The sequence below is a fragment of the Achromobacter sp. NFACC18-2 genome, from assembly GCF_900108985.1.
In the GTDB taxonomy this organism is placed as follows: domain Bacteria; phylum Pseudomonadota; class Gammaproteobacteria; order Burkholderiales; family Burkholderiaceae_B; genus Achromobacter.
The window spans coordinates 22,873-38,939 of record NZ_FNYM01000001.1 but is presented as its reverse complement, the minus strand read 5'-3'; the positions used below and the strand labels follow the sequence as shown (position 1 = coordinate 38,939).

The following is a 16,067-nucleotide window of genomic DNA, read 5'->3' as shown; positions in this document are numbered from 1 at the left end:
ACGTGGCGTGCTTAAATCCCAGGCATGCCACGCGCCGCCGCCACGCCCGATCCCGCCGCGCCGCCCCTCACGGGCGTGCCGGCGGCGTTCGACCATCCCGGTGACCGCGCGCAGTTTCGCCGCGCGGCCCACCAGCCCGGGGTGGAGCTGTACCGCGCCCACATCGTCCGCCACGCCTTCGAACCGCATACGCACGAGGCGTTCGGACTGGGCGCCATCGAATCCGGCGTCGAACGCTTCCGCTACCGCGGCGCCGAGCACCTCGCGCCCCCCGGCTCGCTGGTGACGATGAACCCCGACGAATTACACACCGGACGCGCCGAAACCGAAGGCGGCTGGCGCTACCGCATGGCCTATATCGATCCGGACGTCGCCGCGCGGGTGACCGGGGAAACCGGCTGGTGGTTCGCCGCCGCCGTGGGCCGCGATGCCGCCGGGGCGCAGCGCGTCACCGCGCTGCTCGATACGCTGTGGCACGCATCCGAGCCGCTGGCATTCGACAGCGCGCTGTTCGCGCTGCTGGGCGAATTCCGCCGCCACGCCGGCGTGCCGCGTCCCGCCGCGGCCGAAGGCGCGCCCCGCTTCGCGCCGGTCATCGACTACCTGCACGCGAACCTGTCGCGCCGCCTGACGCTGGACGAGCTGGCCGCGGTGGCCGGGCTGAGCCCCTTCCATTTCCTGCGCAGCTTCCAGGCGCATCACCACGCCACGCCGCAGCAGATGCTGATGGCGCTGCGGCTGTACGAGGCCAAGCGCCTGCTGGCGGCAGGCGTGGCGCCGGCCCAGGTGGCGCTGGCTGCCGGGCTGACCGACCAGGCGCATCTCACGCGCGCGTTTTCGCGCCGCTACGGCGTCACGCCGTCGCGCTATCAGAAACAGGTGCGCGGGTAAAAGGTGCGCGGCTAATAGAAGCGTGGCTGCCGGTGCACGCCCCGCCGCCGACGCCGCAATCTGGTACAAGATTCGGCCCCCCGCTCCTGGCTAGACTGGCCGCATTCAAGACCTGGAGTGCACCGTATGTGGGCTGGAACCCTTTACGCCCTGGCCGCCGGCCTGATGTGGGGGCTGGTGTTCATCGGTCCGCTGCTGCTGCCGGAGTATCCGGCCGCGCTGCAATCCGTGGCGCGCTACCTCGCGTTCGGCCTCATCGCCCTGCCGCTCGCCTGGCTGGACCGCCGCAACCTGCGCCTCTTGACGCGCGCGGACTGGATCGAGGCGCTCAAGCTCGCCGCCATCGGCAACCTGCTGTATTACCTGTGCCTGGCCAGCGCCATCCAGCGCGCCGGCGGACCGGTGCCGACCATGATCATCGGCACCCTGCCCGTGGTCATCGCCATCAGCGCCAACCTGCGCAACGCGCGCCGCGACGGCCGGTTGCCGTGGCGGCGGCTGGCCCCGTCGCTGGGGCTCATCGCGCTCGGCATCGCCTGCGTCAACCAGGTGGAGTTGCAGGCGCTGCGCCAGGAGGCGGATGCCGACATGTCGCGCCACGCGCTCGGCGCCTTGCTCGCGCTGGGCGCGGTGGCGTGCTGGACGTGGTATCCGCTGCGCAATGCCGACTGGCTGCGCAACCATCCCGGCCGCAGTCCGCGCACCTGGGCCACCGCGCAGGGCGTGGCCACGCTGCCGCTGGCGCTGGCGGGCTACGGCCTGCTGTGGATCGGCATGGCGGCCGCCGGCAGCGAGTTCGACATGCCGCTGGGGCCTCGCCCCGACGTGTTTCTGGGGTTGATGATCGCCATCGGCCTGTTCGCGTCCTGGCTGGGCACCCTGTGCTGGAACGAAGCCAGCCAGCGGCTGCCCACGGCGCTGGCCGGCCAGCTCATCGTGTTCGAAACCCTGGCGGCGCTGGCCTATGCGTTCATCCTGCGCGGGAGCATGCCGGCGCCGCTGACGCTGGTGGGCATTGCTTGCCTGGTGGTCGGCGTGCTGCGGGCCGTGCGGGTGAAGCCGCAGGCGGTGGCGGCGGCCGCGTGAAGCGGCGCCTGCGGGGGCCGCCCGCTACCACCGGTGCGGCGGCCCACCGCCGGCGGGCATCTCGCAAATTATTAGACGTCGTATAATTTTCTACGCCGTCTAATAATTGGATCCTCCATGCCCGACGCCATGCCCGTTTTTCCCGACGCCGACGCCGCCGACACCGGCCGCCGCGAGCGCAAGCGCCAGCAGACCCTGTCTCATCTGACCCAGACCGCGTGGCGCCTGTTCGAAACGCTGGGCTACGACGCGGTGACGATGGAACAGATTGCGGCGCAGGCGGACGTGTCCAAGGGCACCCTCTACAACCATTTCCCCGTCAAGGAAGCCCTGCTGGCGCACCGCTTCCACGGCGAACTGGCGGCGTCGCTGGCCGGCCTGGGGCCCGCATTGAAAGCGCTGCCCACGCTTGCCGCGCGGCTCACGCGCCTGCTGCATGCCTCGGCGCATTGGTCCGAATCGCATCGCGCCTACCTGGGCCCCTATCTGCGCTACCGCCTTGCCACGGTGCAGCCGGGCGGACGCGACGACGCGCGCTCCCCCCGCAGCGGCATGCAGGCCATCTTTGCCGCCTTGATCCAGGACGCGCAGGCTGCGGGCCAGGCGCGGTCCGACCTGGCCGCGGATCTGCTGGCTCACCATCTGCAGTTTCTCTACCTGGGCGCCCTGCTGCGCTGGCTGGACCAGCCCGGCGCGTCGCTCAAGACGGAGTTCGACGCCGCGATCGCCCTTTTCATGGACGGCGTCGACCGGCGCGCGGCATGACCGCCCTGGTGCTGGACTGGGCGGCGGCGGCCCACGCCGGCCCGCAAGCGGCGGGCGGCAAAGGATGGCAGTTGGGCCGCATGGCCCAATTCGGCGTGCCGGTGCCCGACGGCTTCGTGCTGGCCGCGCAGGCCAGCCGCGCGCATCGGCCCGGCCAGGATCTGCCCCCCGGCGCCGTGCAGGCCTTGGTCGAGGCCTTGCACGCCCGCGGCTGGCTGGACCGCCCGCTGGCGTTGCGCTCGTCGGCGCCGCAGGAAGATTCCGCGGGCGCGTCGTTCGCCGGCATCCATCTCTCGTGCCTGAATGTGCGCGGACCGGACGCGGCGCAGGAGGCGCTGCGGCGCATCTGGGATTCGCGGTGGACGCCCCAGGCCCAGGCCTACCGCCAGCGCCTCGGCCTGACCGACAGCGACGCGGGCGGCATGGCCGTGGTGGTGATGCCGATGATCGAGGCGGCGGCCTCGGGCATCGTCTTCACCATCGATCCCGCCACCGGCCGCCACGACGAGATGATCATCCACGCCAACTGGGGCCTGGGCGAATCCCTTGTGAACGGCCAGGCCGAGGGCGACGAGTACCGCCTGCGTGAACACACCCTGCGCCAGGCCTGGCCGCTGGTGGCCCGGCGCATCGGCGCCAAGCGCCACGCGACGCAGCCTGTCCCGCGCGGCACCCGCCTGGCCGCCACGCCCGACGCGGTCGCCGCGCGGGCCGTGCTGACGGACGCGCAGGCCGAGGCCCTGGGCGACATTGCCCGCGACGCCGCCCGCGCGCTGGACTACGGCGGCCGGGGCTACGACATCGAGTGGGCCTGGGACGGCGAGCGGTTCTGGATCGTCCAGGCCCGGCCGGTCACCGCCTCCGCCCGCCGCACCTATCCCGCGCTGCAAAACCAGCCCGATTACTGGTCGCGCGGCAACACCCGCGAGGTGCTGCCGCAGGCCATGTCGGCGCTGGAATGGGACGCGGGCCGCGTCATGGCGCAGCGCATGCTCACCTGCGGTTTTGAATTGAGCGGCTACGGCACGCTGCCCGGCGTGCGGCTCGCGGCACTGTTCCAGGGCCGCGCCTACCTGAACGCGTCGGTCATCCAATGGGTGGGCTACGACGCGCTGGGGGTCAAGCCGCGCGACATGAATGCCTTGCTGGGCGGCCCGCAGCCCGAGATCCGCGTGCCGCCCCTGACCGCTGCGCAGCGCCTGCGCCATGGCCTGCGCCTCGTGCGCTATCTGCGCCGGGCCGCCCCGTTGCGCCGCCAGGCCGCTGCAGACCTGCCCCGGTTCATGGCGCGCGCGCAGGCATGGCTGGATGCGCCGCTGCCCGCTTCCAATGCCGCCCTGGGCGCCCAACTGCGCGAACAGTTCCAGACCGTGCTGGCCGCCGATGAGCTGTTTTTCCTGCAGGGTTCCGGCGGCGGCGCGCTATCCAAGCTGCTGGAAATGGTGGAGCGCGCCGCCCCCGGCGAAGGCCACGCGCTGACCGCCGCCCTGATGGCGGGCGGCGATCCCAGCGTGACCGCCGAGCAAGGCTACGCGCTCATGCGGCTGGCGCAACTGGCCGCGGACGACGCCCCGGCGCTTGCCTGGCTGCGTGCGCCGGGGCGCGACAGCGCCGCGTGGCAGGCTGCCCTCCCGGACGGCAGCCCGTTCAAGACGGCGTTTGCGGACTTTCTGCGCCGCTATGGCCACCGCGCCGTCTACGAGACGTATCTACGCAATCCGCGCTGGCGCGAAGCGCCGGGCTACCTGCTGAACAGCGTGTTGAACCTGATCGGCGCCGACCCCGCCGCGCTGCGCGCGCGGCAGGCCGACGCGGCGCGGCAGGCATGGCAGCGCGTGCGCCGCGCCTTGCCCTTCTGGCAACGGCCGTTGGCCGCCAAACTGCTGGCCGCGTCCCGCCTGGAAGGCAACCAGCGCGAGGCCGCGCGCAGCGTGCTCGTGGCCTATCTGGCCGTGGCCCGCAGAATCGCGCGGGAACTGGGCCGGCGCACCGCCGGCCCGGACGGGCTGGCCGTCCCGGACGACATCTTCCATCTGAACGCCGCCGAAATCTTCGCGCTGGCGGACGGCCGGATATCCGCCGCCGCCCTGGGCCGGCGGGCGGCGGCACGACGCGAGCAACTGCAGGCCTGGGCCGCGCTGCCGGACCCCGATGTCATCACCGAATACGCCACCGGCGACGCGGCGGTTGGCGTGCGGGTTGGCGTACCGCAGACGCCCCCGCCCGGGGCAGCGCCCGGCGATTCGTGGCGCGGCACGCCGGTGGCGGGCGGACACGCTCGCGGCCGGGCGTTCGTTGCCCGCACGCCGGACGAGGGCCTGGCCATGCCTGCCGGCGGCATCCTGGTCGCGGCGTCGTCCGACCCTGCGTGGACGCCCCTTTTCCTGCGCGCGGGCGCGGTGGTGATGGAAGCCGGCGGCTACCTGTCGCACGCCGCCATCGTGGCGCGCGAATTCGGCGTTCCGGCCGTGGTGAACGTGCAGGGCATCCTGCAAGGCGTCGCCACGGGGGACATGCTGGCGGTGGACGCCGTGCGCGGCGTGGTCCGGCGCGTGCCGGACAACCTGCCGGACGACATGCAGGGCAACAGACAGGACGACAGACAGAACGACCAACAGAACGACACGCAGGACGCAGGCCACCCGCCCGGCCAGACCCCCGGCCCCGGCGCCCACGAGGCCCCCCGCCCCTAGGCCGGGTTTCCCGCCGCCAGGTCGAACTGGAACACCGCGCCGCCGGCCGCCCCGTCGACCAGCCGGATCTCGCTCTGATGCAGTTGCAGGATGCGCTGCACGATCACCAGGCCCAGCCCGCCAGCGTCGCCAGGTCCCCTGTTCAGCGCCGACGCGCGCGTGAACAGCCCCGCGCGCAGTTCCTCCGGAATGCCGGTGCCGGAATCGCTGACCTGGACCTGCACCCGGTTGCGCGACACGCCAAGCTGCAATTCGATCCGCCCGCCCGGTGGGCTGTGGCGGATGGCGTTGTCCAGCAGATTGGTCAGCACGCGCTCGATCAGCCCCAGGTCCGCGCGCACCGGCGGCAGCGCCTGCGCGATGGCCGTCGTCAGCCGCTGGCCGCGCGCCTCGGCGGCCAGTTCGAACTTCTGGATCACGTCCTGCACCAGTTCGGGCAGCGAGAACGTCTCGGGCTCCAGCCGCACCAGCCCCGACTCCAGCCGCGCCAGTTCGAAGAGTTCCTGCGCCAGCCGGCCGACCTTGCGGCTTTGCGCCAGCGCGATGTCCAGGTAGCGGCGGCGCTCGGCCGGGTCCAGCGACTCGTCCTTCAGGCGCAGCGTTTCCAGATAACCATGCAGGGACGTGAGCGGCGTGCGCAGGTCGTGCGAAATATTGGCGACCAGGTCGCGCCGCTGCTGGTCCTGACGTGTCAGTTCGCGCCACTGCTCGGAGATCCGCTGCCCCATCTGCGCAAACGTGCGCCGCAGCACCGCGATCTCGTCGCCGCCGCGCGCCGCCAGCTCGTCCGGCGGCGCCAGCGCGGCCAGGGCCTGGCCTTCGTCGCCATCGAAGGCGCGCACCGCGCGCGTCAGGGCGCGCAACGGCCGCGTGATCAGCGCAAACGCGGCCAGGCCCGCCACCAGTCCCAGCAAGGCCACCAGCGCGATCGACCACAGCGTCGTGCGCAGCACCGAGCTGCGCGACACATCCATCGCCAGCGCATCATGCGCCTGGCCCTGCAGCACCACGTAGACGTAGCCTTGCTCGCGGCCGTCCACGCGCACCGGCGCGGCGCTGAACACTTTCTGCGCGTCCAGGCTGCGCGGGTCGTCGCCCGCAATGGGCAGCATCCCCCCGGCCAGAAGGCGCTGCACCGGGCCCAGATCCACCCGGTCGCGCCTGATCTGCCCGGGCGGCGCGGCATCGGCCACGATGCGTCCGTCGCTGGCCAGCAGGTAGACCTCGACGGCCGGATTCACCGCCATCAGCATGTCGAACAGCGACCGCACGGCGCCGGGCTTCCAGCCGCCGGCGTCCATCAGCTCGGTGGACCCGGCGATGTGCTGGGCCAGCCCGCTCGACAGCCGCTGCACGACCTCCTGTTCGTAGCGCGAATTGGCGGCGATCTGCAGCCAGGCCGACGCCCCGCAGCACGCCAGCAGCAGCAAGGCGAAGACGCCAGACAGGCGCTGGGTCAGCGTGAAACGTTTCATGACTGTCCCCCCGGGGCCGCCGAAAATTTGTACCCTCGCCCCCACACGGTCAGGATGCGCTGCGGGTTGGAGGGGTCGGCCTCGATCTTGGTGCGCAGCCGGTTGATGTGCGTGTTGACCGTGTGTTCGTAGCCCTCGTGCTGATAGCCCCACACCTGGTTCAACAGGTCCATGCGCGAAAACACCTTGTCCGGATGCCGCGCAAAGAAATGCAGCAGGTCGAACTCGCGGGGCGTGAGGTCCAGGCGGCGCGCGTCCACGTCCACCGTGCGGGCGATCGGATCGATCGACACGCCGTGGACAGCCAGGCTGCCGGCATCCAGGCGCGCATTGCGCTCGATGGCGTCGCTGCGGCGCAGCAGCGCGCGCACCCGCGCCACCAGCTCCAGCATCGAAAACGGCTTGGCCAGATAGTCGTCCGCGCCCAGCTCCAGGCCCAGGATGCGGTGGACCTCGCTGGACCGCGCGCTGGTGATGATGATGGGCGTATAGCGCGCCATCGCGCGCGCGCGCTTGCAGATTTCCAGCCCGTCGATGCCGGGCAGCATCAGATCCAGGACCAGCGCGTCCCAGCCGCCCTCTTCCAGCATGCGCATGCCCGCGTCGCCGTCGGCCGCGTGCTCGACGTCATAGCCCTCGTCGCGCAGGTGCAGGCGCAGCAGTTCCGCGATGTGGGCGTCGTCTTCAACTATCAGTACGCGGCGGGGCGTATCCATGGGGCTACCTGGGGCGTGATCGATGCGCCTATTGTCGCCAATCGGCGGGGGTGAAAGTTCACATTTAATTTAACTTTGCGTGAGGACTTCGATATTGGCGCGGGGCAAGAATGCCTCCAACGACAGCCCCCCCACCGGAGACCGCCATGCTGGCTCGACCCGCAATCGACGACTTGCCGCCACAGAACGCGCCCATCCACCCCGCCTGGCTGCGGGTGGCGCATTGGCTGAATGCGCTGGCCGTGGTCATCATGGTGATGAGCGGCTGGCGCATCTACAACGCCGCGCCCTTCTTCGCGTTCACGTTTCCCAACGGCATCACGCTGGGCGGATGGCTGGGCGGCGCGCTGCAGTGGCACTTTGCCGGCATGTGGCTGCTGTTCTTCAATGGCCTGTTCTACCTGGCGATGAACATCGCCACCGGCCGCCTGTGGCGCAAGTTCCTGCCCGTCAGCGCGGGCGGCGTCGCGCGCGACCTGGTCTCGGCCCTGCGCGGCAGGCTGTCCCACGCGGATCCGCGCCGCTACAACCAGGTGCAGCGCCTGGCCTATCTGTTTGTCATGGCCGATATCGCCGTGCTGATCCTGTCCGGGCTGGTGCTGTGGAAATCCGTGCAATTCGACCTTTTGCGCGAGCTGATGGGCGGCTACGAAGCCGCGCGCCGCGTGCACTTCGTCGCGATGGCGTTGCTGGTGGCGTTCGTCGCTGTCCACCTGGCGATGGTCGCGCTGGTGCCCCGCAGCCTGCTCGCCATGATCCGCGGCAAATAAGGAGCCATTCATGAGCGAAAAGCGACGCCCCCCGCTGCCGGGCCTGGACGGCCCCGCCATCCTGCGCGAAGCCGGAAAACTGTTGGACAAACGCGTGGAGCAGCCCGCGCGACGCGCCTTCCTGCGGCGCGGGCTGACGCTGGGCGGCCTGGCCATGCTGTCCGGATGCTCGCTGTCCGACGACGAACACGTCGAGCAGGCGCTCTCGGCCGTGTCCCGCTTCAACGACCGCGTGCAAGGCTGGATCTTCGATCCGACCAAGCTCGCGCCGACCTACCCCGAATCCATGATCACGCGGCCCTTTCCCTTCAATGCCTTCTACGGCATCGACGACGTGCCGCAGGTGGACGAAGACGCGTTCCGCCTGGAAGTCACCGGCCTGGTCGCCGACAAGCGCCGCTGGCGCCTGGACGAACTGCGCGCCATGGCGCAGGTGGACCAGGTCACGCGGCACATCTGCGTCGAAGGCTGGAGCGCCATCGGCAAATGGGGCGGCGTGCCGTTTTCGGACTTCCTCAAGCGCGTGGGCGCGGACCTGTCCGCCAGGTACGTCGGCTTCAAGTGCGCCGACGACTACTACACCAGCATCGACATGCCCACCGCGCTGCACCCGCAGACCATCCTGGCCCTCACCTACGACGGCCGGACGCTGCCCCCTGAATACGGCTTCCCCATGAAGCTGCGCATGCCCACCAAGCTTGGCTACAAAAACCCCAAGCACATCCAGGCGATTTTCGTCACCAACACCTACCCGGGCGGTTACTGGGAGGACCAGGGCTACAACTGGTTCGGCGGAAGCTAGGTGAATTCTGTCTTTTTCCCACTGTCAAAAGGAAAGCATCATGAAGAAACTGACCACCGCCGCTCTGTCCCTGTGCCTGGCCTTCGGCGCCGCGGCCGCCCACGCCGCCGACACCATGAGCAAGGACGGCATGACCAAGAACGGCATGTCGAAAGAAGCGCCCGCGCAGGACGGCATGAAGAAGGACTCGATGTCGCGCGACGGGATGTCGAAGGGGTCGATGTCGAAGGATTCGATGTCGAAGGATTCCATGTCCAAGGATTCGATGTCCAAGGGGTCGATGTCCAAGGATTCCATGTCCAAGGATTCCATGTCGAAAGGCACGATGGGCAAGGACGGCATGTCCAAGGACGGCATGCAGAAGTGATCCCGGGCGGGGGCCGCCCTTGCAGCCCCCCGCCTGAACGCAACCCGCACGGAAATCGCCATGAACTTGAACCGCAGACATTTCCTGGGCCTGGGCGGCGCGGCCGCTGCCGCCGCGGGCCTGGCTCCGCTGCTGGCCGCGCGCAGCGGTCTGGCGCAAGCGGCCTCGCCGGCCGCGCCTAAGCCGGCCGCGACCTTTCCCTACACGCTCACCGACGCGCAATGGCGCGAACGGCTGACGCAGGCGCAGTACCAGGTGCTGCGCCGCGACGGCACGGAACGCCCCTACTCCAGCCCGCTCAACGACGAGCACCGCCCAGGCACCTTCGCCTGCGCGGGCTGCGCACACCCCTTGTTCTCCTCGTCCACCAAGTTCGACAGCGGCACCGGCTGGCCCAGCTTCTGGCAACCCCTGCCCGGCGCGGTCGGCGAGACGCGCGACCACAGCTTCGGCATGGTCCGCACCGCCGTGCATTGCGCCAACTGCGGCGGCCATCTGGGCCACGTATTCGATGACGGCCCACGCCCCACCGGCCTGCGCTATTGCATGAACGGCGTGGCCATGACCTTCGCCCCGCAGGCCTGACCCGCGGCCCGCAACCTACACAGGATCCCCGCACCATGTCCAAGCATCCCACGATCCGCCGCCTCTGCGCGGCGCTGGCCGCCACCGCCGGCCTGCTGGCCTCGGCCCCCGCGCCCGCCGCGGAACGCGCCTTCATCATTCCCCCGCCCGCCGCGGACCTGACCACGGCTCCCGCGGGCCAGGCCGCCACGCAGGAAAAGGCCATCCTCGCCGGCGGCTGCTTCTGGGGCGTGCAGGCCGTCTTCCAGCACGTCAAAGGCGTCAGCAACGCCGTCTCCGGCTACGCCGGCGGCCAGGCCGCCACGGCCAACTACAACGCCGTCAGCGGCGGACGCAGCGGCCACGCCGAAGCCGTCGAGATCACCTACGACCCGCGCCAGATCAGCTATGGCCAGCTGCTGCAGATCTATTTCTCGGTCGCCCACGACCCGACCCAGCTCAATCGCCAGGGCCCGGACCACGGCCCCCAATACCGTTCCGCCGTATTCCCCGCCAACGACAGCCAGCGCAAGGTGGCCGAAGCCTACATCGCCCAGCTCAATAAGTCGGGGGTCTACCCCAAGGCGCTGGCGACCACGCTGGAACCGCTGCAGGCGTTCTACCCTGCCGAGGACTACCACCAGGATTATCTGGTGCGCAACCCGAACAGCCTGTACATCGTGATCAATGACATTCCGAAGGTGGAGAATCTGGCCAAGACGTTTCCGGAGCGGTATCGGGAGAAGCCGGTGCTGGTGGCTGAGCACAATCGATAACCAGGCTTCGCGGTGAGTTGCTCAGAGGGTCGACATCTGGCCCGGCAGCCAGAGCGCCAGTTGTGGGACGGCCAGCAGCAACACGATCATCAGCAACAGCATGGCGAGGAACGGCAGCACGCCCACCACGACGTCCATGAACCTGCCCTGGCCGCGCACACTGTGCACCACGAACAGATTCATGCCGAAGGGTGGCGTGAGCTGGCCCATTTCGCACAACACGATCAGCATCACGCCAAACCAAATCGGGTCGTAACCCAGCGCCACCACGATGGGCACGGTGAGTGGCGCGGTGGTGACCAGCATGGCGAGCGTGTCCATGAAGCAGCCGAGCAGGATGTAGAAGAGGATGATGGCCAGCATCATGCCCAGCGGCGGCAGGTCCAGGCTGGTCATGGCATTCACCAGCAACGTGGTGAGACCGATCGAGGACAGCACGAAGTTCAGGAAGAACGCCGCCAGCGTGATCAAGATGATCATGCCGGTAGTGCGCAGCGTGGCTTCGAAGGCGCGGCCCAACATCGCCCAACTTAGCACCCGTTTGCAGGCGCACAGCACCGTGGCGGCCACCACCCCGAGCGCGGCCGACTCGCTGGCTGTGGCGATGCCGCCGTAGATCACGCCGATCACGAGCGCGAAGATCGCGAGCGGTGGCAGCAGGTGCGGCAACGCGGCGATGCGCTCATTCCAACTCACCGTTGGGCGCTTGCCGGCCAGGCCCGGCCGCCACACGCACAGGCCCACGATCAGCCCGACGAACAGCAGGGTGAGCAGCACGCCCGGCAGCGTGGCGGCCAGATAGAGCTTGGGCACCGACACGTTTGCGATCAGCGCATACACGATCATGTTGATCGACGGCGGGATCAGGATGCCCAGCGTACCGCCTGCCGCGATCGAACCCAGGAAAAGCGGCGCGTTGTAGCCCGCCTTGCGCTGCTCCGGCAGCGCCAGCGTGGAGATCGTGGCGGAGGTGGCGACGCTCGATCCGCTGGTGGCCGAGAACAGGGCCGAGGCGCCGATGTTGGCGTTCATCAGCCCGCCCGGCAGCCACGACACCCACTTGGACACGGCGCCATACATGCGGCCTGCCACGCCGGAATGCACCAGCAGCTCGCCCATCAGCACATAGAGCGGAATCGCCACCAGCAGGAATTCGGCGCTGGTGCCCCAGGCCAGTTCCCCGATGGCGTTGCTCAGTTTCAGGGGCGAATACGCGCCGGCCAGGCTCATACCCAGCAGGCCCACAGTGGCCGCCGCCGTCACGCTCAGCGCCAGCAGGCCGAGCAGCATGGAAATCGTCATTATCAACATGGATCAGTCCTGGGGTTGTGTGCGCGCCGGCACGAGTGCGTCGGCGGTTTCTTCTTCAATACCCTCTTGCACCGAATGGATGCCGATCAGCGCATTGACCGCCTGCCAGCGGCCGCGCATCACGCGGCCCAGCGCGCTGGCGCCAAGGACCACGATGGTGAGCAGGAAGAACGCGTAGCCGGCGAACCAGAGCGACTGCGGAATCCACTGCGGCACCTGCAGCGGCGTGTTGGACACCGACTGGAAGGCGATGGAATCGGCCAGCACGAACCATGCGTGCCAGGTCAGCGTGCCCACGAACACGCCCAGGCACGCCAGCGCAAACAGATCGAGCACGACGCGCGCCTTGGCGGGCAGATGGGTGTAGACCACGTCGACCCGAATGTGCGAGCGGCGCAGCAAGGTGATGGGAAAAGCCCAGGCACTCGCCACCGCCAGCGTGTAGCCAGCCAGTTCGTCCGCCCCACCGAGCGAGAAGCCCGCGACTTTGCGCGCGATCAAGTCGATCACGATGAGCCAAGACACGAGCAGCAGCCCGAGACCGCCTATCCAGGCGCCGATGCGGGCCACCCGTTCGAGAAAGCGAAGCGAACCATGCGTTTCTGTCGTCATGAGATGTCCTTGAAGATCAGCGTAGCGTCACGCCCAGGGCTTTGCCCACGGACGCGCTCCAGTTGGCGGCGCATTCCTCGCCGCAGCGCCGCGCCCAGCGGCTGGCCATGTCCGTCGCAACCTCGCGCAGCGTGGCGCGCTCGGCTTCGGTGGGCGCCGTGGCCTGCATGTCAGCCTGGGTGTGGATGCGGCATTCGCCCTGCCCGGTGTTGCAAGCCAGCGCATAGTCGCCCTCGCGGCCGGTCTCGTCCCACAGGCGCTGCTCCAGCACCTTCGCCTCCTCGAGCATGAACTGCTGCACCGCGGGATCGAGCTTCTGCCAGCGGCGTTCGGCAATGGCGTAGAAGCCGATGGACCAGTCGATCGGCAACAGATACAGGTTCTTGGCCACGTCATACCATTTCGCGGCGTTGCCCGAGCCAATGCCGGTGACGGCGCAATCGACCACGCCCGTCTGCAAGGCGGGTATGACCTCGGCGAACGGAATTGTCACCGGCGCGGCGCCCAGCGTGCGCACGTATTCGGCCATGTTGCTGCCGCGCGTGCGCACCTTGCGCCCCTTCAGGTCCGCCAGGCTATTCACCGGCGCACGGCAGAAGAACACCTGGGCCGTATAGGGCACGGTGGCCAGGAGCCGCACGCCGTGGCGCTTGAGCATGCGCTGCTCCAGCACGGGCCGGTAGGCGGCGACCATCTTGCGCGCGGTGGCGAAATCGGTCGCCATGCCCGCCAGGTCCACCCCTTCGAAAGTCGGGTCGTCGCCGCTCACGAAGGCAAACACGCCCATTCCCACGTCGAGCGCGCCGGCGCGCAACAGCCGCACGATCTCCGGGCCCTTTAGACCGCTCTCCGACAGGCCGATCAGCTCGGCCGTGACCTTGCCGCCTGACGCTTGGGGCACAGTCTTCTCCCAAAACGGCCTTTCGACGGCTGTGAAGGTGTAGTTGTGGCTACCGCCACCGACCACCGCGAAGTGGGTCGCGGGCAAGGCGCCCGACTGGGCGCTGGCTGGTCCGGCCGCGGCAAATGAGGTCGCGACGGCCGCCAGCAGCGCCGCCAAAGTGCTGCATTTCATAATTCCCCCTGTTTTCGAGAAGAGCCGCGCGCAGCGCGTGCCCGAGTGCGGCGGCGTGTCAGTCCGCGTTCGCCGGCGCCCGCGCCTCGGCGCGCTCGCGATGCCAATCCGAATGACGCTGGAACACCTCGGCAAGGTACAGCGCAAGCCGGTCTTCGCCGCCGGGGCAAAGAATCTGCAGGCCGGTGGGCAGGCCGGCGTCGTCGCGGCCGTTGGGTACCGATATCCCGCACATCTGCAGCAGGTTGCCGATGCGGGTGTAATGCACCGGCGCATTGCCATGATCGATCTCGGTAAGCGGTAACGCGGTGGTGAGCGTGCTGGGCGTGAGCAAACCGGCCACGCCCCGCAGGCGCCCTTGCATCTCCGCCTGCAGCCGGTCGCGCTCGCGCAGCGCGGCCAGATACCGCACCGCCGGCACGTCCAGCCCTACCAGCAGGCGCGGGCGCACCGACTCATCCACCGGCAACGAGAAATCGGTCATCTCGCGCTCGAACGAGGCCACGCCCTCGGTCATCATGATGTCCCCGGTCACGGCCTTGAATTCAGCCAACGTCGCGGGGGGCGTGATCTCCACGATCTGCGCGCCCAGGCTTTGATAAAGCGCGATCGATTCCTCATAGGCGCGTCGCACGGCCGTCGTAACGTCGGCGAGGAACGCCTCCGGCAGTCGGCCGAGCGTAGCGCCGGCGATGCCAAAGCGTGAAGCGTCGAGCGGCTCGCGCCATTCGCCGGGTGCGGCCGGCACTAGCGCGTCAAACACCAGGCGCGCGTCCGCGGCACTGTGGGCGAAAATGCCAACGCTGTCGAGGGTCTGGCTCAGCGTAACGACCCCCTGCGACGATATGCGGCCCACGGTCGGCTTGAGGCCCGTGATGCCGCAGTAGCTGGCCGGCACACGCACCGAGCCACCGGTGTCGGTGCCGATCGCGGCCGGCGCCAGGCGGCCAGCCACCGCCACCGCCGAGCCGCTGCTCGAGCCACCCGGGATGCGGTGCACATCATCGTCCCAGGGATTGCGCGGCGTGCCCATATGCTGATTGGGGCCCCATGCGCCCATGGCGAATTGCACCATGTGCGTTTTGCCCAAAATGATGGCGCCGGCCTGCTGCAGTTGCCTGACCAGCGTCGCGGTGCGCGTGGCGATGGTCTCGGCATGGATCGGCGAGCCGATGGTGGTTGGCCGGCCTGCGATGTCGATCAGGTCTTTCAGTGCGATCGGCACGCCGTGCAGCGGGCCGAGCCAGATGCCCCGATCCATTTGGAGATCGGCGGCGCGCGCCGCGTCCAGCGCCTCGTCCGGATAGACCGCCACGTAGGCGTGCAGCCAGGGGTCGAGCGCGCGGATGCGAGCCAGATAGTCGCCCACCAGCGCTTCGGCGCGCAGTTCGCGGCGGCGCAGCCGCTGGGCGAGTTCGGTGATGTCGAGGTCGATGCTCATTTTCACACTCCTTGGACAGCCGCGATGGCGCGTTCGATCAGCGCGCGCGAGCCCACGATATCGGGAAATTTCTCACCGGCGCGCAAGCGCGCCAGCGTGGTCTGCTCCTGGGCCTGGAAGTCGATCGCGCGCTGGGCTGCGGCGCGCACGGCGCCGCGCTCAAGCACCAGCACGCCGTTTTCGTCAGCCAGCACGGCGGCTCCGGCGCACACCGTGACGCCGCCGCAATGGATCGTCCCGCAGAACTCGCCTTCATGGCCGAGCAACCTGGTGGTGATCACCGAAGGTCCCCTGGACCAAACCGGCATGCCATGCTGGCGCAGCTCGCCCAGGTCGGTGACCACCCCATCCACGATGATGCCGGCCACGCCCGCCTGTCTGGCGGCGTACGCCATGGCGCCGCCGAAGGCGGCAGTAACAGTCTCACCGCAGCGGTCGATCACCAACACGTCCCCCGGCCGCACGCATGCCATGGCATGGTGCAGAATGCCGCCATCGCTGCCCGGCATGCGAACCGTCACCGCGGTCCCTGCGATGCGCACGTCACGCTGGTGCGCGCGAATATCGTTGCGCATGAAACCCGTGGTCTGGAAATGGCCGATGGTGGCCGGCTCAGCCTTCTGCAGCAGCGCCAGATCGTCGCTTGGCAGCGCATCGGGCAAGGAATGAATCAGATACATCGTGTGTCTTCACTACAATGAGATGGGCCGAAACCCGTTGGAA

16 protein-coding genes are annotated in these 16,067 nt (G+C 69.1%); 9 read left to right on the top strand and 7 right to left on the bottom strand.

The genetic code is table 11. The features are described 5' to 3' along the window. Positions 1 to 24 precede the first annotated feature (24 nt). The 4 genes from BMW75_RS00190 to BMW75_RS00175 all read left to right on the top strand — a co-directional run bounded on the left by BMW75_RS00190 (position 25) and on the right by BMW75_RS00175 (position 5,435). Positions 25 to 891, top strand: coding sequence for an AraC family transcriptional regulator (locus tag BMW75_RS00190; protein ID WP_092575294.1), 867 nt, complete (start codon positions 25 to 27; stop codon positions 889 to 891). Between the two features lie 126 nt (positions 892 to 1,017). Beyond that, positions 1,018 to 1,977: a DMT family transporter gene (locus tag BMW75_RS00185; protein ID WP_092575291.1), complete on the top strand. Its 960-nt coding sequence runs from the start codon at positions 1,018 to 1,020 to the stop codon at positions 1,975 to 1,977. A 117-nt stretch (positions 1,978 to 2,094) separates the two neighbouring features. Continuing rightward, positions 2,095 to 2,742 (top strand): TetR/AcrR family transcriptional regulator, encoded by a 648-nt coding sequence (locus BMW75_RS00180; RefSeq protein WP_092575289.1) that lies wholly within the window; start codon positions 2,095 to 2,097, stop codon positions 2,740 to 2,742. Further along, positions 2,739 to 5,435 carry a PEP/pyruvate-binding domain-containing protein gene (locus BMW75_RS00175; protein ID WP_092575286.1) on the top strand — a complete coding sequence of 899 codons (2,697 nt, stop codon included), beginning with the start codon at positions 2,739 to 2,741 and terminating at the stop codon, positions 5,433 to 5,435. The genes BMW75_RS00180 and BMW75_RS00175 overlap by 4 nt, the downstream gene beginning before the upstream one ends. On the opposite strand, the gene BMW75_RS00170 is transcribed toward BMW75_RS00175, so the two are convergent. Continuing rightward, on the bottom strand, positions 5,432 to 6,910 hold the full coding sequence (locus tag BMW75_RS00170) for a sensor histidine kinase (RefSeq protein WP_092575283.1): 1,479 nt from the start codon (positions 6,908 to 6,910) through the stop codon (positions 5,432 to 5,434). The two genes, BMW75_RS00175 and BMW75_RS00170, sit on opposite strands and share 4 nt — an antisense overlap. Then, a complete protein-coding gene (locus BMW75_RS00165) occupies positions 6,907 to 7,626 on the bottom strand; it encodes a response regulator transcription factor (protein WP_076521195.1) in 720 nt (239 codons plus the stop codon). Before BMW75_RS00165 ends, BMW75_RS00170 begins: the two co-directional genes overlap by 4 nt. 146 nt (positions 7,627 to 7,772) lie before the next feature. On the opposite strand from BMW75_RS00165, the gene BMW75_RS00160 reads away from it, so the two are divergent. The 5 genes from BMW75_RS00160 to msrA are packed head-to-tail and all read left to right on the top strand — an operon-like array spanning position 7,773 to position 10,905. Next, positions 7,773 to 8,396: a cytochrome b/b6 domain-containing protein gene (locus BMW75_RS00160; protein ID WP_076521196.1), complete on the top strand. Its 624-nt coding sequence runs from the start codon at positions 7,773 to 7,775 to the stop codon at positions 8,394 to 8,396. A gap of 10 nt (positions 8,397 to 8,406) precedes the next feature. Next, a complete protein-coding gene (locus BMW75_RS00155) occupies positions 8,407 to 9,198 on the top strand; it encodes a molybdopterin-dependent oxidoreductase (RefSeq protein WP_092575281.1) in 792 nt (263 codons plus the stop codon). A gap of 40 nt (positions 9,199 to 9,238) precedes the next feature. Next, positions 9,239 to 9,565 carry a pentapeptide MXKDX repeat protein gene (locus BMW75_RS00150; protein ID WP_092575278.1) on the top strand — a complete coding sequence of 109 codons (327 nt, stop codon included), beginning with the start codon at positions 9,239 to 9,241 and terminating at the stop codon, positions 9,563 to 9,565. A gap of 60 nt (positions 9,566 to 9,625) precedes the next feature. Continuing rightward, positions 9,626 to 10,150 (top strand): peptide-methionine (R)-S-oxide reductase MsrB, encoded by a 525-nt coding sequence (gene msrB / locus BMW75_RS00145; protein ID WP_092575275.1) that lies wholly within the window; start codon positions 9,626 to 9,628, stop codon positions 10,148 to 10,150. 35 nt (positions 10,151 to 10,185) lie between these two features. After that, positions 10,186 to 10,905, top strand: a complete 720-nt coding sequence (gene msrA / locus BMW75_RS00140; protein ID WP_175493056.1) for a peptide-methionine (S)-S-oxide reductase MsrA — start codon at positions 10,186 to 10,188, stop codon at positions 10,903 to 10,905. A 21-nt stretch (positions 10,906 to 10,926) separates the two neighbouring features. Here the strand turns inward: msrA and BMW75_RS00135 are convergent, their stop codons facing one another. The 5 genes from BMW75_RS00135 to BMW75_RS00115 are packed head-to-tail and all read right to left on the bottom strand — an operon-like array spanning position 10,927 to position 16,006. Beyond that, on the bottom strand, positions 10,927 to 12,216 hold the full coding sequence (locus tag BMW75_RS00135) for a TRAP transporter large permease (RefSeq protein ID WP_092575273.1): 1,290 nt from the start codon (positions 12,214 to 12,216) through the stop codon (positions 10,927 to 10,929). 3 nt (positions 12,217 to 12,219) lie between these two features. After that, positions 12,220 to 12,828 carry a TRAP transporter small permease subunit gene (locus BMW75_RS00130; RefSeq protein ID WP_092575271.1) on the bottom strand — a complete coding sequence of 203 codons (609 nt, stop codon included), beginning with the start codon at positions 12,826 to 12,828 and terminating at the stop codon, positions 12,220 to 12,222. A gap of 16 nt (positions 12,829 to 12,844) precedes the next feature. Next, complete coding sequence (locus BMW75_RS00125; protein ID WP_092575268.1) at positions 12,845 to 13,903, bottom strand: TRAP transporter substrate-binding protein; 1,059 nt, start codon at positions 13,901 to 13,903, stop codon at positions 12,845 to 12,847. A gap of 58 nt (positions 13,904 to 13,961) precedes the next feature. Continuing rightward, the gene (locus tag BMW75_RS00120) at positions 13,962 to 15,344 is read right to left on the bottom strand and encodes an amidase (protein WP_092575265.1); all 1,383 of its coding nucleotides are present in this window, start codon (positions 15,342 to 15,344) and stop codon (positions 13,962 to 13,964) included. 2 nt (positions 15,345 to 15,346) lie between these two features. After that, positions 15,347 to 16,006 (bottom strand): RraA family protein, encoded by a 660-nt coding sequence (locus BMW75_RS00115; RefSeq protein ID WP_254791892.1) that lies wholly within the window; start codon positions 16,004 to 16,006, stop codon positions 15,347 to 15,349. Positions 16,007 to 16,067 lie beyond the last annotated feature (61 nt).

Bases quoted from the DNA above. Each gene is read 5' to 3' on its own strand.
- BMW75_RS00170 (WP_092575283.1), bottom strand. From the start codon at position 6,910: ATGAAACGTTTCACGCTGACCCAGCGCCTGTCTGGCGTCTTCGCCTTG.
- BMW75_RS00185 (WP_092575291.1), top strand. From the start codon at position 1,018: ATGTGGGCTGGAACCCTTTACGCCCTGGCCGCCGGCCTGATGTGGGGG.
- BMW75_RS00120 (WP_092575265.1), bottom strand. From the start codon at position 15,344: ATGAGCATCGACCTCGACATCACCGAACTCGCCCAGCGGCTGCGCCGC.
- BMW75_RS00135 (WP_092575273.1), bottom strand. From the start codon at position 12,216: ATGTTGATAATGACGATTTCCATGCTGCTCGGCCTGCTGGCGCTGAGC.
- BMW75_RS00155 (WP_092575281.1), top strand. From the start codon at position 8,407: ATGAGCGAAAAGCGACGCCCCCCGCTGCCGGGCCTGGACGGCCCCGCC.
- BMW75_RS00125 (WP_092575268.1), bottom strand. From the start codon at position 13,903: ATGAAATGCAGCACTTTGGCGGCGCTGCTGGCGGCCGTCGCGACCTCA.
- BMW75_RS00175 (WP_092575286.1), top strand. From the start codon at position 2,739: ATGACCGCCCTGGTGCTGGACTGGGCGGCGGCGGCCCACGCCGGCCCG.
- BMW75_RS00150 (WP_092575278.1), top strand. From the start codon at position 9,239: ATGAAGAAACTGACCACCGCCGCTCTGTCCCTGTGCCTGGCCTTCGGC.
- BMW75_RS00180 (WP_092575289.1), top strand. From the start codon at position 2,095: ATGCCCGACGCCATGCCCGTTTTTCCCGACGCCGACGCCGCCGACACC.
- BMW75_RS00160 (WP_076521196.1), top strand. From the start codon at position 7,773: ATGCTGGCTCGACCCGCAATCGACGACTTGCCGCCACAGAACGCGCCC.
- BMW75_RS00130 (WP_092575271.1), bottom strand. From the start codon at position 12,828: ATGACGACAGAAACGCATGGTTCGCTTCGCTTTCTCGAACGGGTGGCC.
- BMW75_RS00190 (WP_092575294.1), top strand. From the start codon at position 25: ATGCCACGCGCCGCCGCCACGCCCGATCCCGCCGCGCCGCCCCTCACG.
- BMW75_RS00165 (WP_076521195.1), bottom strand. From the start codon at position 7,626: ATGGATACGCCCCGCCGCGTACTGATAGTTGAAGACGACGCCCACATC.
- msrB (WP_092575275.1), top strand. From the start codon at position 9,626: ATGAACTTGAACCGCAGACATTTCCTGGGCCTGGGCGGCGCGGCCGCT.
- msrA (WP_175493056.1), top strand. From the start codon at position 10,186: ATGTCCAAGCATCCCACGATCCGCCGCCTCTGCGCGGCGCTGGCCGCC.